This is a genomic window from Candidatus Tisiphia endosymbiont of Dioctria linearis (assembly GCF_964026545.1).
Taxonomy (GTDB): domain Bacteria; phylum Pseudomonadota; class Alphaproteobacteria; order Rickettsiales; family Rickettsiaceae; genus Tisiphia.
Genome location: NZ_OZ032156.1, coordinates 1,163,281 through 1,188,471 on the forward strand (window position 1 = coordinate 1,163,281; position 25,191 = coordinate 1,188,471).

Below are 25,191 nucleotides of genomic sequence, written 5' to 3' on the forward strand. Positions count from 1 at the left end.
TTGTCATATATTTTATACTATTAATTGAATTAGTTGAAAATTAATACAATTAATAGCGATGAAAATAAAACCAGTAATTATGGCTGGTGGTCTAGGAACAAGATTATGGCCATTATCGAGACAAATGCAACCTAAACAATTCATCAGAATATTTGATAATTTTAGTTTAATCCAAAAAACTTTGATTACCAATAAAACTTTAGGTAAACCAACTTTAATAATTGCTAAGGATTATGAAGCAATAGCACAGGAGCAACTTAGAGAGCTAAATATAGAAGCAGATTTAATAATAGAACCTGTGGCTAAAAATACAGCATCATGTGCGATTATATCAGCTATTCAAGCAAAGAATAATGGCTACGATACGATTATATTACTGCCTTCTGACCATTATATACACAATGTTAATAACTACTTAGATACTATTAATAAATCTTTGAATTATTTGGAAAAATTTGGTATTTGTACTATTGGCATTAGACCTAGTTTTGCAAATAGCGAATATGGTTATATTAAGATAAAGAAGTTATTAGCAGATAGAATTTATAAAACTGAACAATTTGTAGAAAAACCTACTATTCAACAGGCACAAAATTATTTAGAAGAAAATGACAAATATAAAAATAGCAAATATTTTTGGAATTCAGGAATTTTTATTTTTAATATAGATTTTATTTTAGAGCAGGCTAAATTATGGCAAAAGGAACTATTTAAACATGCATATAAAGCATATTATTTTGCAACTAAAAATTATAACAATATAACTCTTGCTTTAGAACCATATCTACATATTACACCAATTTCTTTAGACTATGCTATAATCGAAAATATTAGGCAAATGATTATGATAGAAGCCAATTTTAGTTGGAATGATATTGGTAATTGGCATTCTTTATGGCAAATGCAAGAGAAAGATATAACCAATAATTACTGTGAAGGTGATGTGATCAACATTGATAGCACCAATTCATATATTAGCTCTAATAATAAGCTTACTGCGGTAATAGGAATGGATAATATAATAATTATTAATACTAAAGATGCCTTACTGATCGCAAATAAGTCAGAAATAAGAAAAATAAAGCAGCTGGTAGTAGAAATGACCGAGATTGGACGGAAAGAAATATTATGAACTTGCGTGAGAATATAAAAAATTATGTCAGCAATTTTCAAGAAGAAAATGAGTATAAACAAAGGATGTTAGACTTTTTAGATAATTGTGAAAATCCTTTTAGTAGAGAGACAAAAGAAGGGCATTTTACTAGTTCAGGATTTTTTCTTAATTCTAATAAAACAAAATTCTTATTGATGCATCATCGTAAGTTGGGTAAATGGTTGCAGCCAGGAGGGCATTGTGATGGTAATAATGATCTTTTAGCTGTAGCAATTAAAGAGGCTCAAGAAGAATCTGGAATTTTAGATATTGAGCCAATTTCTAAACAAATTTACGATATAGATGTTCATTTTATTCCTAGTAATGCTAAGGAGCAGGAGCATTATCATTATGATGTGAGATTTTTATTAAAAACCGTTTGCAACGATTGCTTTGTAAAAAATGCCGAATCACATGATTTAAGATGGCTAGATTTTGCTTCTAATTATGAAGAACTCCTGCTGGATGATTCAGTAAAAAGGATGATAAAGAAATATATCCAAATAATAAGTTAAGTTAATGGTAGCAAAAAAGTTTTATAGAAATAAAGAAGATTTTAATTGCGAGATGTGTGGTGAATTTATCCAAGGCAATGGTTATACTAACCATTGTTCAATATGTTTCTACAGTAAGCATGTAGATATTAACCCTGGGGATAGGGCATCTGGATGTAATGGGCTAATGCAACCAATTTCTTATAAAATAGATGGTAAAAAAGGTTTGGTCTTAACCCATAAATGTCTTAAATGTCGAGAATATAAAAATAATAAACTTGCTGATACTGATAATGTAGAAAATTTGCTAAATATTTTTAGTTATAAGTTATTTTTGTAAAATTGAAAAATTTAGATTAGTGACTAGTATATAATATGGTATACTTCAAATAGTTTGAATTATAAGGGTAATAAACAAGGGGAGATCGCATAGCGGAATAAACCTTGTCTCACACACGAATATCCCGAAGTTTTGCGAAGCCAATTCTTCAAATTTGTAGTCAATTCAGGAAAATTTGGGGCTAGGATCGACGACGTCACCAACTTCTTATCAATTGACTATAGAAGAATATATAATTTCGACGTAATATAAAACTATAATATGAACATCAATGATAAAACTTACTATAGATGATATTGAAATTGAAGTAGAAGAGGGTACAACCGTATTTCGTGCCTGCAGCAAGCTTGGTATAGAAATCCCCCATTTCTGCTTTCATGAACGTTTGAAAATTGCTGGTAATTGTCGTATGTGCTTGGTAGAGATGGAAAAATCTCCCAAACCTATCGCCTCTTGTGCTACGCCTGTTGCCCCAGGTATGGTGATCCATACTAATACTATTGGCGTTAAAAAGGCTCGTGAAGGGGTAATGGAGTTTCTATTGATCAATCATCCTCTAGATTGTCCTATTTGTGACCAAGGGGGTGAGTGTGATCTACAGGATCAAGCATTTAAATATGGTGGAGCACGTTCTAGATTTTTGGAGAATAAAAGGACAGTCAAAGATAAATATATGGGACCTTTGATTAAAACCCAAATGACTAGATGCATACAATGTACAAGATGTATAAGGTTTGCCACTGATATTGCTGGAATTGAGGAAATAGGAGCTCTTTATAGAGGAGAGCATATGGAAGTTACCTCTTACCTTGAGCGTAGTCTTGCTTCAGAGTTGTCAGGCAATATTATCGATGTTTGTCCAGTTGGAGCATTAAATTCAAAGCCTTATTCTTTTAAAGCCCGTAGTTGGGAACTAAAGAAAACTGAATCAATAGATGTATTTGATGCCCAAGGTTGTAATATCAGGATCGATAGTAGGGGGGAGGAAGTAATGAGGATATTACCTAGGGTTAATGATGACATTAATGATGAGTGGATATCCGATAAAGCACGATTTGCTTATGATGGTTTGAAATATCAAAGGTTAGATTCTCCGTATATCAGACAAAATGGTAAATTAGTTGAAGCCTCTTGGAGTGATGCCATTGCTCTAGTAGCACAAAAATTACAATCGCTTGCCGGTGATCAAATGGTGGCAATCGCTGGAACACTCGCCTGTACCGAATCAATGTTTTTATTAAAAACATTGTTACAGAAGCTAGGATGTAATAATTTTGATAGTAATCAATTTAATTATAAAATAGACCGATCTAGTAGGGGAAACTATCTATTTAACACAACGATTTCTGGACTTAAAAAAGCTGATCTTGCTTTGCTAATTGGTGCAAATATTAGGCAAATAGCTCCAGTCCTTAATGCTAGTATTGGTATATTACAAAGAGAGGGTAAGTTAAAAATAGCTCGAATTGGTAATATTAGCGATCAAACTTATTCTATCAATGAATTAGGGGCTAGCCCTGAAATAATTAAGGCAATAATATCAGGAGAACATCAATTTTCTAAGGAGTTGTTAGCTGCAAAAAATCCAATAATAATCATTGGTGATGGAGTATATTCTCGTGAGGATGGTTATGCTATTTTGGCACTCATTCATCAGATGGTGGATAAATATAAGATAGTTAGAGAGAATTGGAATGGTTTTAATATATTGCATAATCATGCGTCAATGGTTGGTAGTTTAGATATAGGTTTTAGCCCTAAAAATTCTAGTGCTAAGGGTGGTGGTAATGGGGTTTATGAAATTTTACAAAAGGCAGAAATAGGTGATATCAAATTTGTCTATTTACTAGGTAGTGATGAGATTGATATGAGTAAAATAAAATCATCTTTTGTCGTATATCAAGGGCATCACGGTGATAATGGAGCAAATGCAGCAAATGTCATTTTTCCTGCTAGTAGCTATACAGAGAAAGATGCTATTTACCTAAATTTTGAAGGAAGACCACAATATGCTAGGGCAGCAACTAGTCCAGTAGGGCAAGCAAAAGAAGATTGGCTTATTATAAATAACCTAGCCAGTAGTTTAGGGTTAAATCTTGGTATGAATAATTTAGTTGAAATAAGAAATAAGTTGGCAGCAGAGTTTCCAGTATTTGCCAATATTTCTGAAATAATGAGTGGTGACTTTATAAAATTTACCTCTACAGATAAATTACTTAACTATGATATAGTTACTAAACCAATAAATTATTACATGACAGATTCAATTAGTAGGGTATCTATTACTATGGCAAAGTGTTTGGAATCAAAACAAGAAAGGGAAAAAGTTGCATGATATCGTTATTTCAACAATATCTATTACCGTTAATTATTGTGGCATTGAAAGTCCTATCTATCACTATTCCTCTTTTGCTGTGTGTAGCATATCTTACCTATGCTGAGCGAAGAGTAATAGGTTTAATGCAGTTAAGAAAAGGTCCAAATGTCGTTGGATATTTTGGGTTGTTGCAACCAATTGCTGATGCAGTTAAACTATTATTTAAAGAAACAATTATACCAAGACAAGCTGATAAAATATTATTCACCTTGGCTCCTATGGTTACCTTTGTGCTTAGTTTAATTGGTTGGGCAGTGATACCTTTTGATAAAAAGTTAGTGTTAGCTGACATTAATGTTGGTGTTTTATATATTATGGCAATCTCATCGTTGGGGGTTTATGGTATAATCATAGCTGGTTGGGCAAGTAATTCGAAATATGCTTTCCTTGGGGCTATTCGTTCGTCGGCTCAGATGATTTCATACGAAGTATCTATAGGGTTGGTGATTGTTACTGTACTTTTAACAACTGGAACTCTTAATCTTTCAGAAATCATAGAAAGGCAACAATTATTGCCTTGGTGGGTTGATTTGATGTTGTTACCTATGGCAGTAATATTCTTCATATCAGTACTTGTAGAAACTAATAGATTGCCTTTTGATTTATCAGAAGCTGAATCTGAGTTGGTTGCTGGTTATAATGTTGAATATTCTTCGATGGGTTTTGCCTTATTTTTTCTTGGTGAATATGCTAATATGATTTTAGCTAGCGGTATGACCACAACATTTTTCTTAGGTGGTTATTTTCCGCCTTTTGGCATTAAATTCTTGAATTTTATACCAGGCTTTATTTGGTTTATAGTAAAAGTTGGGTTGTTATTATTTTGTTTCTTATGGATAAGAGCGACATTACCTAGATATCGTTACGACCAGTTAATGCGTTTAGGTTGGAAAGTATTTTTACCTTTTACTTTATTTTGGGTGGTGTTAGTATCAAGTGTTTTAATGTTTACTGGTAATTTACCAAACTGATTACTAATTAAAATAAATATAGAGTTAGATTTATGTCAAATATTAGTCCTAGGGTTGATATTGCCTTTAAAAAATCTTTGGAGTTGAAGAGAATAAGGATTTGCTTATTTCGCTGATCAATTCTATTGTATCTAGAGAAGATCAAGTGGCAGAAGTGCAGCTTCTTAATCCATATAATCCAAAAAATTTCAAGAGCGATAAATTGTCAATTTTAGATATTAAAGCCCAAGGAAAAGATGGCAAAAGATTTAATATTGAAATGCAAATTACTGACGCGGATGATTATGACAAAAGAGCTCTATATTATTGGGCAAAGTTATATACTGAGCAATTAAAGAATGCAGAGGATTATGCTACTTTATCGAAAGCCATTGGTATTCATATATTAAACTTTACCTCTATTTTACATGAAAATAAATATCATAATGTGTTTCATATAGTAGAAAAAGATAGTGGTTTGTTATATTTTAAAGATTTAGAATTGCATACTATTGAGCTAAATAAGTTTACTAATAATCCGAAGGAACAGCTGACGGACATAGTAAAAAAGGTAAAAACCTCTCTTGATAGATGGAGTACTTTTTTAACGAGACATGATTTGCTGAACAAAGATAATTTACCTAAAGAGTTAAATGATGCTAGCCTAAGAAAAGCCCTGACAGTTCTGGATGTGATGAATTTCACTGAAGAAGAACGTGATTCATATGAAGAACACCTGAAATGGCTACGTATTGAAGCTAACACTCTCAAGAAAGCACGGAGGGAAGGCAAAGAAGAAGGTAGAGAAGAAGGTATCCGAATTGGCGAAGCTAGGGGAGAAGCTAAATTAATAAAAATGATGATAGAAAATGGTAGTTCTATTGAGGAAGTAGCGAAAATAACCAAACTATCTGTTGCTAAGATTACTGAACTACTGAAAGCCCTAAATGACTGATTATCAGATAAGTTATGATTAATAATTAAAATAAATATAGAGTTAGATTTATGTCAAATATCAGTCCTAGAGTTGATATAGCCTTCAAAAAAATCTTTGGTGTTGAAGAGAATAAGGATTTGCTTATTTCGCTGATCAATTCGATTGTATCTAGAGAAGACCAAGTGGCAGAAGTGCAGCTTCTTAATCCATATAATCCAAAAAATTTCAAGAGCGATAAATTGTCAATTTTAGATATTAAAGCCCAAGGAAAAGACGGCAAAAGATTTAATATCGAAATGCAAATTACTGACGCGGATGATTATGACAAAAGAGCTCTGTATTATTGGGCAAAGTTATATACTGAGCAATTAAAGAATGCAGAGGATTATGCTACTTTATCGAAAGCCATTGGTATTCATATATTAAACTTTACCTCTATTTTACATGAAAATAAATATCATAATGTGTTTCATATAGTAGAAAAAGATAGTGGTTTGTTATATTTCAAAGATTTAGAATTGCATACTATTGAGCTAAATAAGTTTACTAATAATCCGAAGGAACAGCTGACGGACATAGTAAAAAAGGTAAAAACCTCTCTTGATAGATGGAGTACTTTTTTAACGAGACATGATTTGTTGAACAAAGATAATTTACCTAAAGAGTTAAATGATGCTAGCCTAAGAAAAGCCCTGACAGTTCTGGATGTGATGAATTTCACTGAAGAAGAACGTGATTCATATGAAGAACACCTGAAATGGCTACGTATTGAAGCTAACACTCTCAAGAAAGCACGGAGGGAAGGCAAAGAAGAAGGTAGAGAAGAAGGTATCCGAATTGGCAAAGCTAGGGGAGAAGCTAAATTAATAAAAATGATGATAGAAAATGGTAGCTCTATTGAAGAAATAGCGAGAATGACTAAACTATCTATAGCTAAAATTAATGAATTATTGAAAATTTAAAATGACCCTGGATATCTTTCGTAGTTAAATTAACAAACTAACAAGAAAATAAATTGTAAAACATACTTAGTGCTACAAATTTTTGGTGTATAATGAAATGAAAATAATTAATTACCTGAAGTCTTTTTTGTTATTTGAAATACTATCAGGGCTTAGTCTAACTTTGAGGTATTTCTTTAAACCTAAAGTAACGATAAATTATCCCTATGAGAAGGGGCGGATAAGCCCAAGATTTAAGGGTGAACATGCATTAAGGCGTTACGCTAATGGTGAAGAGCGTTGTATTGCCTGTAAGCTTTGCGAAGCAATTTGCCCAGCTCAGGCTATTATTATTGAGGCAAAAGAAAGAGCAGATGGTAGTAGGCGTACTACTAGATATGATATTGATATGACTAAGTGCATTTATTGTGGTCTATGCCAAGAAGCATGCCCAGTTGATGCGATAGTGGAAGGTCCTAATTTTGAATTTGCTACTATTAGTCATCAAGAATTGCTTTATGATAAAGAAAAATTATTGAAGAATGGTGATATGTGGGAGCAAGAATTAGCAATTAAGCTACATAATGATTATAAATATAAATAATTACTGGTAGATAATTATGGAAATGTTTTTTTATTTATTTGCCGGGCTAATGGTTATAAGTAGTGTTTTGGTGGTCATGAGTAAAAATCCTGTTTATTCTGTGTTATGGCTGATCTTTACTTTCTGTAACGGTTCAGGGCTAATGATTCTATTAGGAGCAGAATTTTTAGCAATGATGTTGGTTGTAATATATGTTGGAGCAGTAGCAGTATTGTTTTTGTTTGTTATAATGATGTTGAATATTCGTTTTATGGATATTATTGTACAATTCAAAAAAAACTTATTGATCAGTATGGCTGTAGCACTCATTATGTTTGCTGATCTTGTTTTGATAATTTGCTTAGGTGTACAAGGTATAGTTTTAGATAATATGGGCTCTTCAGAGATAGCTAACCATACTAGAGTCAATTCAGGAGAATTTGGGGCTAGGAGCGATGGAGTGACGCCTATAAGTAATAGGCGAGTGATGAGCGACAACGTCCCCAACTTCTCATCAATTGACTCTAATACTCATGCTATTGGGCAGGTACTATATACTGAATATATTTTACCTTTCCAAATTTCAGGTATTATTCTATTTATGGCAATGATATCTTGTATTACTCTAACTATTAGGCATCGTAGTGGAGTTAAGAGGCAGGATATTGCCAAGCAACATGCTAAAAACAAGGATAATTGTATATTAATGGTTAAACCGCGTTTAAGTGAAGGAGTGGAAGAAATTCAATATGATTAGTACTATTACTTTGGAACATTATTTAATTTTGTCGGCACTGATTTTCAGTATAGGAATGGTCGGTTTGTTTATGCATCGTAAGAATGTCATAACAATTCTGATGTCGATTGAATTGATGCTGCTAGCTGTCAACATCAATTTTGTCGCATTTTCTGCTTATGCCCATGAGATATCGGGTCAAATTTTTAGTATAATAATCTTAACAATAGCAGCTGCCGAAACCTCTATAGGTCTTGCAATATTATTAGTTTATTTTAGAAATAAAGGTTCGATAGAACTAAGTGATATGAATCAGATGAAAGGGTAATTTTAGGAATTGGTATGGTAAATGCATTAGCAATATTCATGGTAATGTTACCATTAATATCTGGTATGATTAATGGTTTGTTTTGTCAGTGTTTTAGCAAGAAGCAAGCAGCTTGCATTGCCACTATTGCAATAAGTTTAGCGGCAATATTCGCTAGCTTTATATTTTATAATGTGGCAATAAACAAAGCCATTATTCATCTAATTTTAGCAAAATGGCTAGTAATTGGTGAGATGAAGATCGATTGGGCAATTTATGTCGATCAGCTGACCGCTATTATGTTTATAGTGGTTACTTGGATTTCAGCGGTGGTACATATTTATTCTCTTGGCTATATGGCAGATGATGAGGGGTTACCTAAATTTCTATCATTTTTATCATTATTTACCTTCTTTATGCTAGCTTTGGTGTCAGCCGATAATTTTGTTCAATTATTTTTTGGTTGGGAAGGTGTTGGTTTATGTTCGTACTTATTAATTGGTTTTTGGTATCAAAAAGAAACGGCAAATAAAGCAGCAATTAAAGCCTTTATCGTCAATAGGATAGGGGATTTTTCCTTTATAGTGGGGATTATTACCATTATTGTTTATTTTGGGGTAGTTGATTTTGCTAGTGTATTTGATAAAGCCCAATTATTGTCTAATATACAATTGAGTATATGGGGTTTTACAGTATCGATAATTGACATAGTCTGTTTGCTATTATTCCTTGGATGTATAGGCAAGTCGGCTCAAATTGGCTTGCATATATGGCTACCAGATGCCATGGAAGGTCCAACACCAGTCTCAGCACTTATTCATGCTGCAACTATGGTAACAGCTGGAGTATTTTTAGTAGCTAGGTGTTCTTATTTATTTGAATATAGTGTAGGGGTATTGAGCTTTATTGCTATTATTGGCGGTATTACCTGTATATTTGCGGCAACTATTGCCATAGTTCAGAATGATATAAAAAAAATTATTGCCTATTCCACTTGTAGCCAGCTTGGTTATATGTTTCTTGCTTGCGGTGTATCAGCTTATAATGCTGGTATTTTTCATTTAGTTACTCATGCATTTTTTAAAGCTTTATTATTTTTATCAGCTGGTAGTGTTATTCACGCTTGTCATCAGCAAGATATTTTTAAGATGGGTGGTTTGAAAGATAAAATGCCGGTTACTTACTGTAATTTCTTAATCGGCTCACTGGCACTGATCGGTATTTATCCTTTAGCTGGATTTTATTCAAAAGATGCTATTTTAGAGCTAGCATATAGTAGCGGTGGGGTCATAGGTACTACAGTGTTTATTCTTGGAATTGTGGCGGCAATTCTGACTGCTATTTATTCTATGAAAATTATCTTATTAGTATTTCATGGAAAAACTAGATTAACTATAGAGCAATTTAATCACGTTCATGAATCACCTAATATCATGAATCTGCCACTTAATCTTTTAGTGGTAGGTAGTCTTGTTTCTGGGATGATAGGTCATTATATTTTTGCTCTTGACAAACCAAATGGTTGTTTCCTTGATAGTATATTCAATATTCATATTTATCAAAAATTAGCAAATCATCCACCTATTTATATAAAATTATTGCCAATGGTTTTGGGATTAATGGGTATTGTTTTGGGTATTTATTTTTATAAGAATATTATTGATAAAGCGAAAATAACATTTATGAGGAAATTGTTGATACATAAATATTATTTTGATGAAGTGTATGACTTGCTGATAGTAAGATTAGTTGCCAACTTAAGTAAGCTATTGAATTTGATCGACCAAAGAGTCATTGATAGATTTGGTCCAAGTAGTTTTGCCAAAACAGTAAATTACTTTGGGATTTTGGTAAGTAGATCGCAAACAGGCTACATATTTAATTACACTCTATATATAGTTTTATTTGTAGTTGTCTATATTACTTTTTTTATAGTTTTACAGCAAATTCATTAAAATATAGTTCGTGTTGAATAGTAATTATGCTACAATATATATTATTAAAATTAATAGTATTGTTATAAATCCCAAAACGTTATTGCGAGGAAGTATTTTAGTAGCATTGATGCAATCCAAGAAAGTGATTAGAAATGGATTGCTTTGTTGGTTCATTTGCCTCGCATAGGCGTTAGTTTAAGAAAATTATTGTTCTCTTAAACTGACGCCTATGTGCTGCCTCGCTAATAGACGCCACTTTACTACGGAACAATCATATGAAAATAATGTTAAATTTCATAAAATCCATAATTTCACTAAGACTCATTACTCTACTATTATTAATTACTAGTATAGTCAATTGATGAGAAGTTGGTGACGTCGTCACTCGTCGCTCGCCTATTACTTATAGGCGTCGCTCCATCGTTCCTAGCACCAAATTCTCCTGAATTAACTATATATTTAATATGCAAACTCACGCAGACACTGTAAAAACAAATGAAAATAATCATTATCTCATTACACGTGATTATTACAATAGTTTAATCACCTCTAATTCTCTCCCTATAGGAGAGCTTGGTATGTTGGTAAATATATTGCCCAAGGGTGGTGATATTCATCATCATTTTATCGGTGCTATTTATGCCGAAATTTTATTAGATTATGTTAAGAAGGAAGGCTTTTATATTGATCCTAACAGTTATGAAATTCTTAAAAAACCTACGAAAAAATGTATGACTGTAGATGAGATACGTGCTGATGTACACAAATATAATCAGCTCGTGTCACTTTGGTCAATAGAAAATTTTAACAATCATTATCACAAATAATTATCACCAGATGCCAGATTTTTTGATTGTTTTAACTATTTTGCTTGGTTAGAAAACTATATTATTAAAGATGGTTTGATAGATTTGAAGAATAGGGCAGAAGCAGAAAATGTACAATATGTAGAAACTATATTTCCTTTTGTCCCTATTAGTACAAACGTTGCTTTAGATGAGATTAATAAGTTAACCAGTAATACAGATGATCTTGCTATTAATCAGGTTTTAGCAAAAGCTACGTTATTATTAGAGCAGGATAAAGTTATAAACCAAGCTATTACTCATTGTTCAACAATAGTAACAGATGCCTCGAAAGATATTGACAATGATCACTTTACTCTGCGGTTTCAACCATATGTATTCCGTGAAAGTAAGCCATCTATGGTATTTTCTGGTTTGTATTCAGCCTTTTCTTTAGCACAAAATAATCCTAAAATAGTTGGGGTGAATATAGTCGGTACAGAAAACTCAGTTGTTGCGATCAAAGATTATATACTACATATGAAAATGTTTCGTTTTCTTAAACAAAAATTTCCTAATGTTAAATTATCTTTGCATGCTGGTGAATTAGCATTAGGGCTAGTTCCTCCAGAAGGGCTACGTCATCATATTCGGGATGCCATATTTATAGCCGGGGCAAATCGTATTGGTCATGGAGTAGATATTATGCATGAATCTAATCCTTACCAACTAATAAGCACATTAGTGGAAAAGAATATACCTGTTGAAATTAATTTAAGTAGTAATGAATTTATTTTAGAAGTCGTAGGTGATAATCATCCTATCAAGCTATATATGCGTTATGGGGTGCCAATCGCAATCTGCACTTATGATGCAGGAGTATTACGCAATAATTTAACTCAAGAATATTTATTATTTATTAGTCGTTATAAGCCATCTTATGATCAATTAAAACAAGTCGTCTATAATAGTATTAAATATTCTTTCTTAACTAAAGAGGAAAAGAAAAAACAACTTAATTTGCTTGATAAAAAGTTTATTCTTTTTGAAGAGGATATAGCTCTTCATAGCAGTTTTTTGACGGGGAGACTTCAGAAGTATACTCATTTGGAGAATTGGAACGTAAAATAAGGGGTGAGTGAGCGGAGCGTACAACTAGTACGTGAGTACGTGACTTATCTTCCAGATGGAGAGGAGCAAAAATTATGCTACGAGACGGGATTAGTATGCGGCACAATGTCTAAAAATTAAATTTTCTTTACTGACTACATATATTCTCTTGAGGGGTCAACTGCGGACTATATGGCGGTAGTACAAGTGCTTCCAAATACTGTGAGAAAAGAAAAAAAGATAGCAAAGTTTCTTTTCTTATCTTTTGAATTTTCTCTGGCGATTTAGTACCAATAGTTTGCATATTATGCAGTCGGTCAAATAATTTAATCAATAAGACATCTTTTTTCTTTTGTTGAAATAATAATTATTTTGTTATATTTAAGTTACATCCCTATTTTTTGTTTTTTCAAGTTAGTGTAGAACTTTCGTGCTGTATTGAGACCGTGCTATTGTTGCAACTAGAAATTTGTTATTTCAGCTTAATCTATAATTATTTTTTTAGATCACTTAGTGAAGCCATAAAATATTGTATACTAATATGGAGAACTTGAAGCCAACAATTTTGAGTTTTTTTAGTCCAAACTATAGAAGTGTACAGATGCTACAAATCTTGCATCCACTGTTCTAATTAACTTAGTAAGAGGAATATCAGTATGAGCGATAACAATATTAACACTACTTATTTACGTACAAATTATGATATCCCACCTGATCCTCAAGCGAAACCTGAAGCAGGAAAATGTAATAATTACAACTTGAGAAAGAATAATGGTGCTGCTAAATGGATAGTGATGCATTATACAGAGTGTAATTTTGTTAAAACTATCGATGTATTTACCAGGAATACATCAAATGTCTCAGCCCATTATGTGATAAATACTGATGGTACCATTTATCGACTTGTACCAGATCAGTATAGAGCTTGGCATGCTGGCAGAGGAAAATTAGAACCAGATAGTGACCTTGATCCAGGACTTATAAACTCAAGGTTCTGTGGATTCTATGGATCAGGCGATAAAGCCAATAATTTAAAAGAAAATAGTATGCTTAATCCTCATATTGTGAGTTCAATACTTGATAATGACATGAATAGCTGGTCCATTGGTATTGAACACGTTGCTTCTGGCACAGAGCCTTTTACTAATCAGCAAATAGATGCCAGTATTGGACTAGTTAAAACATTAGTATCTAAATATGGAATAAACCCCAAATTAATAATAGGTCACAGTGATTGGGCACCAGGTAGAAAAATAGATACTGGTATATATTTCCCTTGGGAGAGGTTTGCTAAAGCATCTCTTGGTTTTTATTCTTTTATCTCAAGAAAAGAAAATCCTAAAGTTATAATATCTTATAATGATAAAACAAAACAGGATAAAAATAGGATTGAAGAAGTACAGAAACTACTTGAGAAATTTGGTTATCCAATTATAAAAGCAGATAACTCAAATCTAGGCTTATTAGAGGATGATACTATATCAGCTATGTTGACTTTTAATATTCATTATACAGGAGATATTTTAAATAATAGCACTCTCAAAAAACAGTGGGATATATTATGGCACAATTCTAGTGACAAGGATGCCCGAGGAATATTAGCTACTTGGAGTGAAAATAGTGATAATGTATTAAATGATCTGCTAGGTTAATAAGCTAATTTGATTAGTTATACCACCGTCATTGCGAGGAGGCGTAAGCCGATAAAGCAATCCATTTCTAATCACTTTTATGGATTGCATCAATGCTACTAAAGTAGCTCCTCGCTAATAGACGGTTGTGAGGTTAGATTGCTTCTTGGCTTACGTCTTATCGTAATGACGTTTTCTACTTTAACTTTTTTCCGTGAACGTTCACAATTGAGGTTTAGAACTATTTTTAAAACCCAAAGAAGTAAGCATATGCATGGTCTCCAATAGTGGTAATCCCATAATATTGGAGTACGATCCGTATATGCTAGGAATAAAAGCTTCAGCATAGCCGTGAATCATGCAGCCACCTGCTTTATTGATTCCTTCATCTAGGCTACAGTAAAATTCTATCTCTTGATGACTCAGTTTTTTAAACTTGACTATAGTTTGCACTATTTTTTGTCGTGTTAGGAGTTGTTCGGAAGTTTTTTTTATTATACAAACACCTGTATAAACCCTATGACGTCTTCCAGATAAAATGTTAAGACAATATCTAACATCGTCACTTGTTAAAGCTTTCAGTAATATTTTTCTGCCGCGAGCTACAACAGTATCAGCTGCTATAATTATAGCTTCACAAGTTATTTGTTGGGCAACAACTTTTGCCTTTTCCTGTGCCAATCTTGTCGCTAATTGATTTGGTAATTCTCGTAAATATTCTGTTTCATTGATATTAGCAGGAATAATTTGGGTGGGAAATATTTTGATTCTTTTTAGCAATTCAAGCCTTGCCGGCGATTGTGATGCTAGAATTACATCTATATTATGCTGTTTTAAAGAAGTACCTTCTATATTTGACATAAATATGAAAAATCTTAATGACGATGGATAACACGACCTTTTGTTAAGTCGTAAGGAGTCATTTCCACTGTTATCTTATCCCCAACAAGTATCCTAATGCGATTTTTACGCATCCTACCAGAAGTATGGGCGATAATAAAATGACCATTTTCTAGCTTCACTCTAAAAGTTGCGTTAGGTAAAATCTCAAGGACAACCCCTTCAAAATTAATTAGCTCTTCTTTGGTCATTACAACTTAATTTAAATTATATTTAAAATGGCTCGCCGTAGTGGACAATTTCAGAACCACGCTTGACATAAAACTATTAGTGATGCAAACACTTATACATCAATATTAAGGGATTCTATATTAATATAAAAAATTTGCAAGTAATATTAGGGTCGGCTCATGAAAAAAAGGGCTTTGTTGCATGAATCGGAATTTGGAGTAAATCTAGTTTTTGAATAAATAAAAAAAGCAGTGGAAATAGTAAAGTTAAGGAGTTAAGATACCCTCTTTTTTTAAGGTAAATATGCCGAACAAACACCAAGATCCTTATCGTCATAAATTTGCCCGAGCTAAATACAAAATCAGTAATTCACGTGAGTACGATCAATCATTAAAAAATCGTGGTAGTCTAATAATTTGGTTTTCAGAGGAAGCGGTAGCAAAATGGAATAATCCCGTATCCGTACATAAGAAGCGCGGCGGTCAAGCGATCTATTCCGATTCATGCAACAAAGCCTATATAAGATATAGGATATACGAAGAAAACCATCTTTTTGCTTCTAGCCATAATTACAGTTTATATATTATGTTCTAAACATAAACCCTAAGTGCAGCAAGTGCTAGATAAATTAGCTCAACACACTTCTTATAAGCTGACTTCAGCGTTTCTTAGCTTCATGAAAAGACTAAAATAACTCCAGGTAGAAAAATAATGAAAAAGATTGATGCGTCACGAGGCTCTTATCATGAGGTAGGATTTATGCCCGTCAAAGAAGCCCCCTTGCATTTCAAAGCTCCCTACTTCCTTAAAACCAGCCTTCTTATAAACATGCTTTGCACGCGGATTGTTTTCGTCGGGGTCAATTAAAAATTTATCTACCAATGGTTCAACTGCAGACTTAAAGAATTCACAAAATGCAGTAAGTGCATCACTTGCAAGACCTTTACCAAGCAAATCTTTATTACCTATACCAAAATCGATACTGAAAGTTTTACCAGTTTTGGAGATATTAGCATTCTTAAGCTCAGAATTTTCTTGATCAATGCACTCTTCTGCTGTCATAATTAAGCAAAAAGGCGTATTGTCATAGTACCCGATCCAATACGTAAAGACACCATCAAAATAACTCGAAGACATTCTTCGCCCATCTACAAAGGTAATAATATCCTCACGATGTTCTTGGCTATTGTCCCAAAATTCTTGCATATGTGGCTCATCAAGCCATGAGAAAATCATCTCTTTATGTTCCGGTAGGGCTTTGCTGAATGTAATAAGGTTCATTTAAATACTATTTTTATATATCTACCGTTTTATTTTACACTTATAGTATTTACTTTCAAAATATATTTTTATACTATTTTTCAGTTTTAACAGCTTCATCAAGTACTAAAGCACAAGAATGCGAGCTATGCGGTTCGCAAAAAAATAGAAGTATAGTAAAGGCAGTTGAGTTATGTTAGTGATTGTGATAATATAAAATGAAAAATGTCAACTAGCCCATACAGTATAGATTTAAGAGAAAAAGTAATAAAATATCTAGAAGCAGGAAATAGTCAAAGGTCAGCATCTAGAGTTTTTCAATTGAGCCCTACAACAGTAAATACATGGCATGTAAGGTATAAGAAAGAAGGTCATTATCAAGCAAGGAAGTATAAAGGAGCAAAGCCTAGTATAGAAATGGATGATTTTATCAAGTATGTAGAAGAAAATCCTAATAGCAAAACGGAAGATATTGGTAAGAAATTTGGGATAAGCGCTAGTGGGGCAAGATATTGGCTAAGACAATTGGGATTTAGTTATAAAAAAAAGCCTTTACCTATGTGGAAGCTAATGCTGAAAAGCGATGTAAGTATTTAGAAGATATCAAAGATCTAGCTACAGATGCGCTTGTGTATATAGATGAGAGCGGAATAGAGATGAACATTACCCAAGATAGAGGTTGGGGAAAGAAAGGTCAAACACTACAAGCAAAGAAGAGTGGGAAGTATTACCAAAGGACGAATATTATAGCAGGTTTGGTAGGTAATAAATCTATAGCCCCTTTTGTATTCAATGGCACCTGTAATACCGAACTATTTAATAATTGGGTAGAGCAATTTTTGATAAAAGAGCTTATAGCTGGTCAAGTTGTGATTTTAGACAATGCTGCTTTTCATAAGTCTAAGAAGACTAAAGATTTAATAGAATCAGTAGGATGTAGGGTAATATTTTTACCACCTTACTCTCCTGACCTAAATCCAATAGAGAAATTTTGGGCTAATATGAAAAGGTGGATTAAACAAAAAATCGGGCTTTCACAAGAATTGTATAACACCATTTGTGCATTCTTTGCTGTAACATAACTTAACTGCTTTTACTATACATCAACATAAGGAAACTCACAGATATTGAGCGAAAAAGAAGAATTAAAACTGAGTGGCAAAAGCGGATGATAGCTAGAAATCGTAAAACTTTGGTTGTTTGTCAGGAATGCCATAATAGCATACATTATGGCAAATATGATGGAAAGAAGCTTTCAGCGCTTACCACTCGACACGTCGTTGCGAGGAGCTCCCAGGTATTGATATAATCTAAAACTGCTCTTGGCAACACAAAATATAATCTTGAGATGATTAAGGATTAACTTAACCATGGAATATTTGCCTGTTGAAAATTAAGAAATTGTCGAGATTGTCACATTAAGCCTGACTTGGTATTAATTTATCGTAAACATGAGATGGTACGTTAGAATTGAAGGGTAAGTTATGCTACAATTATTAGTATGCAGTATAATTACTTGTAAATAAATACCTAGAATCTATGCATTACACTGAATCACAACAATATCTCAACGACCTATACATACAATATAGGCTTTGTTGCATGAATCAGATTTTGAACGTGTTGTTTAATTTTTGTCAAAAATCAGGCAAATTTTTTGGTATCCGGCATGCCAAGTTTTGTCATGATATTAAGAATATTAGCAGCTACTTTACTTTCGGTTTTTTGGTTTAAAAAAGTTCTAGATTTTAATTTGTTTCCTATAATTGATTTGTAACGGTAGATAGCGTTTTCTGCTTTGGCTCGCCTGCCGTAGTTGGTATGTTTTTGCCATCGCTTTCGTCCTTGTTCCATAAGACGAATATTGTCTAATCTTAATTTAGAGTCATCGGGCATTTCTGCTCTGAACCCTAAGTTTGGCGGTACTACTGCTTTTATAGGAATTTCATTACCATGTTGATTCTGATGGGCGATTAATGCTTTGTATGTAGAGGGTTGGTCATATGCTCCGTCAGCTAGTACGGTATCTATTGGACTATCAATTTCCTCAAGTAATGCGCCTATCGTAGCATAATCACTAATATTGTGAGTCGTTAATTCAGAGCTTGCAATATATCCGTTTTCATCAAAGGCGATATGAAGCTTTCTCCACGATTTCCTTGCTTTCAGCGCGTATTTTTCTTCCTGCCACTCCTGCTCGCCGTAAATCTTTATACCGGTACTATCGACGCAAAGCGTTACGGGATCACGATTTGGCCTACGGCGCCGTGACACTTTAAGTTTTTTTGTTCTTCTTGAAATAGTAGTATAATCAGGCGTTTTGAGCTCGAGATGCAGCAGTTTTATAATCGATTCTACAAAACATTCGGTTTGCCGTAAATGCTGTTTGTATACTAATCCAAGCATCACGCATGTCTCAATAGCAAGATCGGAATAGATCGCTTGACCGCCGCGCTTCTTATGTACGGATACGGGATTATTCCATTTTGCTACCGCTTCCTCTGAAAACCAAATTATTAGACTACCACGATTTTTTAATGATTGATCGTACTCACGTGAATTACTGATTTTGTATTTAGCTCGGGCAAATTTATGACGATAAGGATCTTGGTGTTTGTTCGGCATATTTACCTTAAAAAAAGAGGGTATCTTAACTCCTTAACTTTACTATTTCCACTGCTTTTTTTATTTATTCAAAAACTCGATTTACTCCAAATTCCGATTCATGCAACAAAGCCGCGTTTCCCGTTTGATATATTCGAAAAAACTACTACTCGTCTTGAATGGCTCCCCGGGCCGGACTCGAACCAGCGACCGAACGGTTAACAGCCGTTTGCTCTACCACTGAGCTACCGAGGAACATTTACCTTACCCTTATAACAAATCTTTTGTCTAGGGTCTAGTGTTTTCTTGTTTTTCCTCTAAAAAATAAATTAAAAATTACTACTATGCTGGTGTATTTGAGCATTCATTACTAATCCAAAGCCAATAAGCATTGATACCATCATTGTACCACCATAAGATATAAATGGTAAAGGTACGCCCACTACTGGTAATAATCCCATCACCATAGCTATATTTATAAATACATGACTGAATAGGATCGATGTTATGCCTATTACCATCAATTTACTAAATGTTGTTCGACAATTAGTAGCAATCATCAATGAAATTACTATAATTGCCGAATAAAGAATTAATAGAAACAAACTACCAACAAAACCAAATTCTTCAGCAAAAGTAGCAAAGATAAAATCGGTCTGATGCTCTGGTAAAAAATTTAGATGGCTTTGACTACCTTTGGTAAGCCCTTTACCCCATAATCCACCAGAGCCAATAGCGATTTTTGATTGGATAATATTATAGCCAGCTCCAAGCGGGTCTTTCTCAGGATCCAAAAAAACCATGACTCTTTTTCTTTGATAATCATGCATCACTTGCCAAATAATCGGTACGCAAGTAACAACGATGATACCAATTATCATAAAATTTCTTACTCTAAAACCAACAGCAAAGAAAATAACACTAGCAATAATGATAGTAATCACTCCAGTACCTAAATCCGGCTCTTTTATTATCAGTAAAACTGGTACTATCACAGCTATTATAGGCAATAAAATCTTATGAAATCTGGTAAAATCATCAGTTTTTAATTGATGAAAATACCTAGCTAACATTAACACTATGGCTAGTTTTGTCGGTTCAGAAGGCTGCAAGCGGATAATTCCTAAATCTATCCAACGTTTTGCTCCCATAGCAATAGAGCCAAAAAGCTCAACACTAACTAATAAGATAATAACTGCAATATAAAATATATATGAAAACTTAAATATATATTTTATGTCAATAATCGTAATAATTATCACAATTGGTATAAACAGGAAAAAAATCATCATCTGCTTATATGCCCAAGGTTGAATATTACTATCCGAAGCGGAATATAGTACAACAAAACCAATACTACAAATTATGCTAATAAGAATAATTAAAGTAATCGGTAGTTTTTTCAGTTTTTCAAAATAATTTCTTTGAATTGACATTTTAGGTAGATATCCATAAAAATTAACTATAAAACAATAATAAATATTATATAATTATGCTCCTTAGAGTTAACCCGATACAACGATAAAGAACATGAAATTATTATTACATAATACACTAACTCGCAATAAAGAGGTTTTTGTACCGCTAGATAATAATCTAGTGAAAATGTATGTTTGCGGTCCAACTGTCTATGATCACCCCCATATTGGTAACGCTAGGTCCGTAGTAGTATACGATATTTTATATCGCTCACTAAGTAAAATATTTGGTAAAAATCATATAAAATATGTTCGTAATATTACCGACATTGATGACAAAATAATAAATAGAGCCAGAGAGCTCAAAATAACTATTGCTGACTTAACAGCTAAAATTACAGAAGAATTTCATTGTAATATGCAATATCTAGGTTGCCAGTCTCCTAATATCGAGCCAAAAGCTACCACGCATCTTGATGATATGATTATGATTATTCAAAAATTACTTGACCTAAACCATGCTTATATTGCAGATAACCATGTTTATTTTGATATTTCTACGGCTCCAGATTATACCAATTTATCAAATCGTAATCTTGAAGAGATGCTAGAAGGAGTACGTATTGAAAATAATCCATCAAAAAAGCACCCCCATGATTTCGTCTTATGGAAACCAGCCAATAAAGATGAAGAAATATTAGCAAATTTTGATAGTCCTTGGGGAAGAGGGAGACCAGGATGGCATATAGAATGCTCAGCGATGAGCTATAAATATCTAGGAGAAAATTTTGATATTCACGGTGGTGGAGCAGATTTAATTTTTCCTCATCATACTAATGAAATAGCACAAAGTACCTGTGCTTTCCCGAACTCTTACTTTGCTAAATATTGGGTGCATAATGGGTTTCTAACCTGTAATGGTGAAAAAATGAGTAAGTCGCTCAATAATTTTATTACGGTAAAAGATTTGATAGATAAGAAAATCCCAGGTGACGTGATTAGATTATTGCTAATGAGCAGCCATTACCGCAAACCATTAGATTACAACGATAAGGCTTTAGAAGATGCTAAGAAAACAATAAATTATTGGTATAGAGCGATAGAAAATTTAGATATTAACAAGCTTGATGTTCAGAATGTCCCAGAAGAATTTTGGTCAAGCTTATTTGATGATCTGAACACCCCTCTTGCCATTAAAATAATCAACGATTATGCCAAATTGGTTTTTGCCAGTACCAAAGAAGAAGATAAATACACCTATGCATCCTACTTGCTTTCTTGCAGCAATTTTATCGGTCTAATGACCAAGCCAGCGAGTAGGTGGTTCCACTGTGAAATGAATGATGAACTAATTCTCCAGATGATTGCCAAACGACAACAAGCAAAATTACAAAAGAATTGGCTATTAGCTGATCAAATTCGCCAAGATTTATTGCAAGACGGCATTATTCTAGAAGATAAGCCAGATGGATTAACTAATTGGCGAAAAGGTTGATTAATGAGTCTTTTGAATTTATAATTGTTGCTTTGACATAAGTGATGTAAAAGTATTACATTATATTTATGTTGAATTTCAATAGAGGTACGTATAATGGCAACTAAAAACCCAAAAATTAATGTCACTTTTGAAGAAAAAACCTCAGGTTTGCTTTCCTATTTAGCTCATCAAGAACACAAGTCTGTAGCAAGTTTAGTGCAAGAACTAGCCCTTGAAGCACTAGAAATGCGTGAAGAATTTTATTTATGTAAAGTAGCTGAGAAGATTGATAGAGACGGGGTTAAAACCTACGATCATGATGACGCATGGAAATAAAATACCAAATATGTTATCTAAAAGAAGTTATACAAAAACACATTCCAAATCTATTGTTGAGTGCTAGAAGCCTTAGAGTGAGTGATTATCGTGTCGTATATAGATATTGAGTCAGAAATAAAAACAGTTATTATTGTTGCTATTAAACATCGAAAGGATGTTTATCAAGATACTTAAGTCATCAAACAGCAGTATAATTGCTGATAAAGAACTATATTCCTTGCAAATATATTGATTAAATATATAATTAACTTTGCTTAAAATATAATAAGCAAAATTCACACGTAAGAGCCTAATTGTTAGTCCAGTTTTTTTGGTATCAACTCTTGCGGAGGAGTACCTGTTACTAATTAGGTAGAGGTACATAACTAACATTTCAAGGAGATTAAATAATGTCTAAACTAAAAGCTGTTAATGTCAGAGAATTACTTGATGCCGGAGTGCATTTTGGTCATAAAACCTCACGTTGGAATCCCAAAATGGCACCTTACATTTATGGCATCAGGGATGATATTCATGTAATTGACTTACAACAAACTGCTGCCCTAATGCAAATGGCTCTCAATGTAATATATGAAACTGTTAAGAAAAATGGTAAAATATTATTTGTCAGTACTAAAATCCAAGCTAGTGATATAATAGCTGAATATACAGAGAAATGTGGGCAATATTACGTTAACCACAGATGGCTTGGAGGTATGTTAACTAACTGGGGAACAATTTCTGCTTCAATAAAAACGCTGGATAATCTTGAGAAAATTCTAGAAAACGAAGAAGAATATTCCGTTTATACCAAAAAAGAAATATTGGAAATGACCCGTAAAAAGGATAAATTACTTAAATCCTTAGGTGGTATTAGACATATTGGAACAAAACCAAACTTGCTGGTGGTAATTGATACTAATAAAGAACATTTGGCAATTCAAGAAGCAGTAAAGTTGGGCATTCCAATAATTGCTATTGTTGATACTAACTCTAATCCAGACAATATAGATCACCCTATCCCTGGTAATGATGACGCAATCAGATCTATTAGACTTTATTGTAGCTTGTTTGCCGATGCTGTACTGGCTGGTATAGAAGAAGCTTTAGCTGCATCTGGTGTTGATTTAGGAAGCATAGCTACTCATGAAGAAAAAAATACCAATGTCAAAGCTATTACTAAGTTAAAACCAACCAAGAAATTCTCTAAAACTTCTGAGTTAAATAATCAAGAGGCAGCAAAATCAGAGTTTGACACAGCTTTGAAAATTACAGAAGTGGTTACAACAACAAAATAACTAGATATGTATACTCCAAACCACAAGAGTACTTACGGGGTGGAAAGATGTCATGTCTGTTTAAAAATCATAGGAAAAACGGCTAGTGTCATTGTGAGGAGGCGTAAGTCGACAAAGCAATCCATAAAAGTGACCAGAAGTGGATTGCTTAGTTGACCTATGCTCGTCCTTGCTAATAGACATTTTGGGTTTTTAGACTGTTTTTCTGCGATTTTTAACTGCCCTGCTTAAGTCAGGGATGTATGCCATCGCTTTCCCAAATCCAATTAAAACAACTTATAACCTTAATAAGGAGAATAATATGATAAATGCTGGACTTGTAAAACAATTAAGAGAGAGAACTGGTGCAGGAATGATGGACTGCAAGAAGGCTTTGCTTGAAACAAAAGGAGACTTTGAAACAGCTATTGATTGGTTAAGAAAAAAAGGATTATCAGCTGCCGCAAAAAAATCAGATAGAGTTGCTGCTGAAGGGCTAACAGCCATACACATTAAAGATAATGTTGGAGTTATTATAGAAGTAAATTCAGAAACAGATTTTGTGGCAAGAAATGATAAATTTCAGCAATTGGTTAAAAATATTGCAACATTAGCTTTGCAGCAAAGTAATTTACAAGCACTAAATTTACAGTCACTAAAATTAGCAAAAACATCAACAGGCAGATCAGTTGATGAAGAAATATTAGACAATATTGCTACAATTGGTGAAAATTTAAATCTACGTCGCGTGGATGCCTTACAGGTCTCAGAAGGTGTGGTGGCATCTTATGTACATAACACTGTGGTTGAGGGGCTAGGTAAGATTTCTGTCCTTGTTGGTTTACAGTCAACTAGCAAAGAAAAAGCTAAACTTCTAGAATTAGGGCAAAAAATCGCCACCCATATAGCAGCAAATAATCCTTATAGTCTAGATGTATCAAGTTTGGATCAGACTTTAGTTGAACGTGAAAAAGATATACTCTTTGAACAATCAAAAGCTTCTGGTAAGCCTGACAATATCATTGAAAAAATGGTTGAAGGTAGAATACGTAAGTTTCTAGCAGAAGTTGTTTTGCTTGAACAAAACTTTTTATTTGATGATAAATTAACAATTTCTCAAGTTATTGATAATGCGGCAAAAGAATTAGGAGCTTCGATTAAAATTACTCAGTTTATAAGATATGAACTAGGTGAAGGTATAAAACAAGAAGATAAAAATTTTGCAGACGAAGTGGCAGCTGTTATACAAAAATAAACAGGAGAGACTGAGGAGTTTAAAAGTCATATGTGGTCAACGTCTATTAGCGAGGAAGACCATAGGTCGACGAAGCAATCCAGGAAAGTTATTAGAAGTGGATTGCTTTGACCATTACATGGTCTCGCAATGATACTTGGCAATTCAGATTTTTATTTATTTTGCAAATTAAATGAGTCGATACACTTAGTGCAGAGATATTATGTGATATAGTATCTTATATTAACTAA

General features: G+C 33.3%; 27 protein-coding genes, 1 tRNA gene and 3 pseudogenes. 23 read left to right on the top strand and 8 right to left on the bottom strand.

What is annotated here, in order from left to right; translation table 11 throughout:
- The first annotated feature begins 58 nt into the window (after positions 1–58).
- The 11 genes and pseudogenes from AAGD42_RS05640 to nuoL all read left to right on the top strand — a co-directional run bounded on the left by AAGD42_RS05640 (position 59) and on the right by nuoL (position 10,773).
- Complete coding sequence (locus AAGD42_RS05640) at positions 59–1,132, top strand: mannose-1-phosphate guanylyltransferase (protein ID WP_341752570.1); 1,074 nt, start codon at positions 59–61, stop codon at positions 1,130–1,132.
- Positions 1,129–1,668 (top strand): NUDIX hydrolase, encoded by a 540-nt coding sequence (locus AAGD42_RS05645; protein WP_341752571.1) that lies wholly within the window; start codon positions 1,129–1,131, stop codon positions 1,666–1,668. The genes AAGD42_RS05640 and AAGD42_RS05645 overlap by 4 nt, the downstream gene beginning before the upstream one ends.
- 4 nt (positions 1,669–1,672) lie before the next feature.
- Complete coding sequence (locus AAGD42_RS05650; RefSeq protein WP_341750743.1) at positions 1,673–1,987, top strand: RNHCP domain-containing protein; 315 nt, start codon at positions 1,673–1,675, stop codon at positions 1,985–1,987.
- A 271-nt stretch (positions 1,988–2,258) separates the two neighbouring features.
- Positions 2,259–4,322, top strand: coding sequence for an NADH-quinone oxidoreductase subunit NuoG (gene nuoG, locus AAGD42_RS05655; RefSeq protein WP_341752572.1), 2,064 nt, complete (start codon positions 2,259–2,261; stop codon positions 4,320–4,322).
- Complete coding sequence (nuoH, locus tag AAGD42_RS05660) at positions 4,319–5,335, top strand: NADH-quinone oxidoreductase subunit NuoH (RefSeq protein ID WP_341752573.1); 1,017 nt, start codon at positions 4,319–4,321, stop codon at positions 5,333–5,335. The genes nuoG and nuoH overlap by 4 nt, the downstream gene beginning before the upstream one ends.
- 100 nt (positions 5,336–5,435) lie before the next feature.
- Positions 5,436–6,269: an Rpn family recombination-promoting nuclease/putative transposase gene (locus tag AAGD42_RS05665; protein WP_341752574.1), complete on the top strand. Its 834-nt coding sequence runs from the start codon at positions 5,436–5,438 to the stop codon at positions 6,267–6,269.
- Positions 6,270–6,319: 50 nt separating this feature from the next.
- Positions 6,320–7,213, top strand: coding sequence for an Rpn family recombination-promoting nuclease/putative transposase (locus AAGD42_RS05670; RefSeq protein WP_341752575.1), 894 nt, complete (start codon positions 6,320–6,322; stop codon positions 7,211–7,213).
- A gap of 103 nt (positions 7,214–7,316) precedes the next feature.
- The gene (gene nuoI, locus AAGD42_RS05675; RefSeq protein ID WP_250312165.1) at positions 7,317–7,796 is read left to right on the top strand and encodes an NADH-quinone oxidoreductase subunit NuoI; all 480 of its coding nucleotides are present in this window, start codon (positions 7,317–7,319) and stop codon (positions 7,794–7,796) included.
- Between the two features lie 16 nt (positions 7,797–7,812).
- Positions 7,813–8,446: pseudogene (locus tag AAGD42_RS05680) on the top strand (NADH-quinone oxidoreductase subunit J); the annotation flags it as partial.
- A 78-nt stretch (positions 8,447–8,524) separates the two neighbouring features.
- Positions 8,525–8,839: an NADH-quinone oxidoreductase subunit NuoK gene (gene nuoK / locus AAGD42_RS05685; protein WP_250310654.1), complete on the top strand. Its 315-nt coding sequence runs from the start codon at positions 8,525–8,527 to the stop codon at positions 8,837–8,839.
- Positions 8,840–8,853: 14 nt separating this feature from the next.
- Positions 8,854–10,773, top strand: coding sequence for an NADH-quinone oxidoreductase subunit L (gene nuoL / locus AAGD42_RS05690; RefSeq protein WP_341752577.1), 1,920 nt, complete (start codon positions 8,854–8,856; stop codon positions 10,771–10,773).
- Positions 10,774–11,093: 320 nt separating this feature from the next.
- On the opposite strand, the gene AAGD42_RS05695 is transcribed toward nuoL, so the two are convergent.
- Entirely contained in the window at positions 11,094–11,231 is a 138-nt protein-coding gene (locus AAGD42_RS05695) for a palindromic element RPE2 domain-containing protein (RefSeq protein WP_341752578.1), read from the bottom strand.
- Here AAGD42_RS05695 and AAGD42_RS05700 point away from each other — a divergent pair.
- Both AAGD42_RS05700 and AAGD42_RS05705 read left to right on the top strand, forming a co-directional pair.
- Positions 11,220–11,582 (top strand): hypothetical protein, encoded by a 363-nt coding sequence (locus AAGD42_RS05700; protein ID WP_341752579.1) that lies wholly within the window; start codon positions 11,220–11,222, stop codon positions 11,580–11,582. The two genes, AAGD42_RS05695 and AAGD42_RS05700, sit on opposite strands and share 12 nt — an antisense overlap.
- 75 nt (positions 11,583–11,657) lie before the next feature.
- A complete protein-coding gene (locus AAGD42_RS05705) occupies positions 11,658–12,671 on the top strand; it encodes a hypothetical protein (protein ID WP_341752580.1) in 1,014 nt (337 codons plus the stop codon).
- A 190-nt stretch (positions 12,672–12,861) separates the two neighbouring features.
- Here the strand turns inward: AAGD42_RS05705 and AAGD42_RS05710 are convergent.
- A pseudogene (locus AAGD42_RS05710) lies at positions 12,862–13,017 on the bottom strand (guanosine polyphosphate pyrophosphohydrolase); the annotation flags it as partial.
- A 289-nt stretch (positions 13,018–13,306) separates the two neighbouring features.
- Between AAGD42_RS05710 and AAGD42_RS05715 the strand changes: the two are divergent.
- Positions 13,307–14,302 carry an N-acetylmuramoyl-L-alanine amidase gene (locus tag AAGD42_RS05715; RefSeq protein ID WP_341752581.1) on the top strand — a complete coding sequence of 332 codons (996 nt, stop codon included), beginning with the start codon at positions 13,307–13,309 and terminating at the stop codon, positions 14,300–14,302.
- A 201-nt stretch (positions 14,303–14,503) separates the two neighbouring features.
- On the opposite strand, the gene AAGD42_RS05720 is transcribed toward AAGD42_RS05715, so the two are convergent.
- Positions 14,504–15,142, bottom strand: coding sequence for a nucleoside triphosphate pyrophosphatase (locus AAGD42_RS05720; RefSeq protein ID WP_341752582.1), 639 nt, complete (start codon positions 15,140–15,142; stop codon positions 14,504–14,506).
- A gap of 14 nt (positions 15,143–15,156) precedes the next feature.
- Positions 15,157–15,372 (bottom strand): translation initiation factor IF-1, encoded by a 216-nt coding sequence (gene infA, locus AAGD42_RS05725; RefSeq protein ID WP_341752583.1) that lies wholly within the window; start codon positions 15,370–15,372, stop codon positions 15,157–15,159.
- A 283-nt stretch (positions 15,373–15,655) separates the two neighbouring features.
- On the opposite strand from infA, the gene AAGD42_RS05730 reads away from it, so the two are divergent.
- Positions 15,656–15,946, top strand: coding sequence for a transposase (locus AAGD42_RS05730; protein ID WP_341752584.1), 291 nt, complete (start codon positions 15,656–15,658; stop codon positions 15,944–15,946).
- A 135-nt stretch (positions 15,947–16,081) separates the two neighbouring features.
- Here the strand turns inward: AAGD42_RS05730 and AAGD42_RS05735 are convergent, their stop codons facing one another.
- A complete protein-coding gene (locus tag AAGD42_RS05735) occupies positions 16,082–16,633 on the bottom strand; it encodes a GNAT family N-acetyltransferase (RefSeq protein ID WP_341752585.1) in 552 nt (183 codons plus the stop codon).
- 204 nt (positions 16,634–16,837) lie between these two features.
- On the opposite strand from AAGD42_RS05735, the gene AAGD42_RS05740 reads away from it, so the two are divergent.
- The 4 genes and pseudogenes from AAGD42_RS05740 to AAGD42_RS07170 all read left to right on the top strand — a co-directional run.
- Positions 16,838–17,209 (top strand): helix-turn-helix domain-containing protein, encoded by a 372-nt coding sequence (locus AAGD42_RS05740; RefSeq protein WP_341749594.1) that lies wholly within the window; start codon positions 16,838–16,840, stop codon positions 17,207–17,209.
- Positions 17,173–17,694 carry an IS630 family transposase gene (locus tag AAGD42_RS05745; protein WP_341749620.1) on the top strand — a complete coding sequence of 174 codons (522 nt, stop codon included), beginning with the start codon at positions 17,173–17,175 and terminating at the stop codon, positions 17,692–17,694. Before AAGD42_RS05740 ends, AAGD42_RS05745 begins: the two co-directional genes overlap by 37 nt.
- Before the next feature lie 26 nt (positions 17,695–17,720).
- On the top strand, positions 17,721–17,921 hold the full coding sequence (locus tag AAGD42_RS05750) for a hypothetical protein (protein ID WP_410521053.1): 201 nt from the start codon (positions 17,721–17,723) through the stop codon (positions 17,919–17,921).
- Between the two features lie 90 nt (positions 17,922–18,011).
- Positions 18,012–18,080 (top strand): annotated as a pseudogene (locus AAGD42_RS07170) (type II toxin-antitoxin system mRNA interferase toxin, RelE/StbE family); the annotation flags it as partial.
- Between the two features lie 176 nt (positions 18,081–18,256).
- Here the strand turns inward: AAGD42_RS07170 and AAGD42_RS05755 are convergent.
- The 3 genes from AAGD42_RS05755 to rodA all read right to left on the bottom strand — a co-directional run bounded on the left by AAGD42_RS05755 (position 18,257) and on the right by rodA (position 20,646).
- A complete protein-coding gene (locus AAGD42_RS05755) occupies positions 18,257–19,237 on the bottom strand; it encodes an IS5 family transposase (protein WP_341752587.1) in 981 nt (326 codons plus the stop codon).
- Positions 19,238–19,396: 159 nt separating this feature from the next.
- Positions 19,397–19,471, bottom strand: a tRNA-Asn gene (locus AAGD42_RS05760).
- 74 nt (positions 19,472–19,545) lie between these two features.
- Positions 19,546–20,646 carry a rod shape-determining protein RodA gene (rodA, locus tag AAGD42_RS05765; RefSeq protein WP_341753407.1) on the bottom strand — a complete coding sequence of 367 codons (1,101 nt, stop codon included), beginning with the start codon at positions 20,644–20,646 and terminating at the stop codon, positions 19,546–19,548.
- A gap of 100 nt (positions 20,647–20,746) precedes the next feature.
- Here rodA and cysS point away from each other — a divergent pair, with 100 nt between their 5' ends.
- The 4 genes from cysS to tsf all read left to right on the top strand — a co-directional run bounded on the left by cysS (position 20,747) and on the right by tsf (position 24,961).
- Positions 20,747–22,129, top strand: a complete 1,383-nt coding sequence (gene cysS, locus AAGD42_RS05770; RefSeq protein WP_341752588.1) for a cysteine--tRNA ligase — start codon at positions 20,747–20,749, stop codon at positions 22,127–22,129.
- A 96-nt stretch (positions 22,130–22,225) separates the two neighbouring features.
- Positions 22,226–22,447, top strand: a complete 222-nt coding sequence (locus tag AAGD42_RS05775) for a hypothetical protein (protein WP_341750732.1) — start codon at positions 22,226–22,228, stop codon at positions 22,445–22,447.
- A gap of 392 nt (positions 22,448–22,839) precedes the next feature.
- Positions 22,840–23,727, top strand: a complete 888-nt coding sequence (gene rpsB, locus AAGD42_RS05780) for a 30S ribosomal protein S2 (RefSeq protein ID WP_341752589.1) — start codon at positions 22,840–22,842, stop codon at positions 23,725–23,727.
- A 301-nt stretch (positions 23,728–24,028) separates the two neighbouring features.
- Positions 24,029–24,961 carry a translation elongation factor Ts gene (gene tsf, locus AAGD42_RS05785; protein ID WP_341752590.1) on the top strand — a complete coding sequence of 311 codons (933 nt, stop codon included), beginning with the start codon at positions 24,029–24,031 and terminating at the stop codon, positions 24,959–24,961.
- The last annotated feature ends 230 nt before the right edge of the window (positions 24,962–25,191 follow it).

Coding starts and splice junctions, on each gene's coding strand:
- AAGD42_RS05640 (WP_341752570.1), top strand. CDS start 59: ATGAAAATAAAACCAGTAATTATGGCTGGTGGTCTAGGAACAAGATTA.
- AAGD42_RS05645 (WP_341752571.1), top strand. CDS start 1,129: ATGAACTTGCGTGAGAATATAAAAAATTATGTCAGCAATTTTCAAGAA.
- AAGD42_RS05650 (WP_341750743.1), top strand. CDS start 1,673: ATGGTAGCAAAAAAGTTTTATAGAAATAAAGAAGATTTTAATTGCGAG.
- nuoG (WP_341752572.1), top strand. CDS start 2,259: ATGATAAAACTTACTATAGATGATATTGAAATTGAAGTAGAAGAGGGT.
- nuoH (WP_341752573.1), top strand. CDS start 4,319: ATGATATCGTTATTTCAACAATATCTATTACCGTTAATTATTGTGGCA.
- AAGD42_RS05670 (WP_341752575.1), top strand. CDS start 6,320: ATGTCAAATATCAGTCCTAGAGTTGATATAGCCTTCAAAAAAATCTTT.
- nuoK (WP_250310654.1), top strand. CDS start 8,525: ATGATTAGTACTATTACTTTGGAACATTATTTAATTTTGTCGGCACTG.
- nuoL (WP_341752577.1), top strand. CDS start 8,854: ATGGTAAATGCATTAGCAATATTCATGGTAATGTTACCATTAATATCT.
- AAGD42_RS05700 (WP_341752579.1), top strand. CDS start 11,220: ATGCAAACTCACGCAGACACTGTAAAAACAAATGAAAATAATCATTAT.
- AAGD42_RS05715 (WP_341752581.1), top strand. CDS start 13,307: ATGAGCGATAACAATATTAACACTACTTATTTACGTACAAATTATGAT.
- AAGD42_RS05720 (WP_341752582.1), bottom strand. CDS start 15,142: ATGTCAAATATAGAAGGTACTTCTTTAAAACAGCATAATATAGATGTA.
- infA (WP_341752583.1), bottom strand. CDS start 15,372: ATGACCAAAGAAGAGCTAATTAATTTTGAAGGGGTTGTCCTTGAGATT.
- AAGD42_RS05730 (WP_341752584.1), top strand. CDS start 15,656: ATGCCGAACAAACACCAAGATCCTTATCGTCATAAATTTGCCCGAGCT.
- AAGD42_RS05735 (WP_341752585.1), bottom strand. CDS start 16,633: ATGAACCTTATTACATTCAGCAAAGCCCTACCGGAACATAAAGAGATG.
- AAGD42_RS05740 (WP_341749594.1), top strand. CDS start 16,838: ATGTCAACTAGCCCATACAGTATAGATTTAAGAGAAAAAGTAATAAAA.
- AAGD42_RS05755 (WP_341752587.1), bottom strand. CDS start 19,237: ATGCCGAACAAACACCAAGATCCTTATCGTCATAAATTTGCCCGAGCT.
- cysS (WP_341752588.1), top strand. CDS start 20,747: ATGAAATTATTATTACATAATACACTAACTCGCAATAAAGAGGTTTTT.
- AAGD42_RS05775 (WP_341750732.1), top strand. CDS start 22,226: ATGGCAACTAAAAACCCAAAAATTAATGTCACTTTTGAAGAAAAAACC.
- rpsB (WP_341752589.1), top strand. CDS start 22,840: ATGTCTAAACTAAAAGCTGTTAATGTCAGAGAATTACTTGATGCCGGA.
- tsf (WP_341752590.1), top strand. CDS start 24,029: ATGATAAATGCTGGACTTGTAAAACAATTAAGAGAGAGAACTGGTGCA.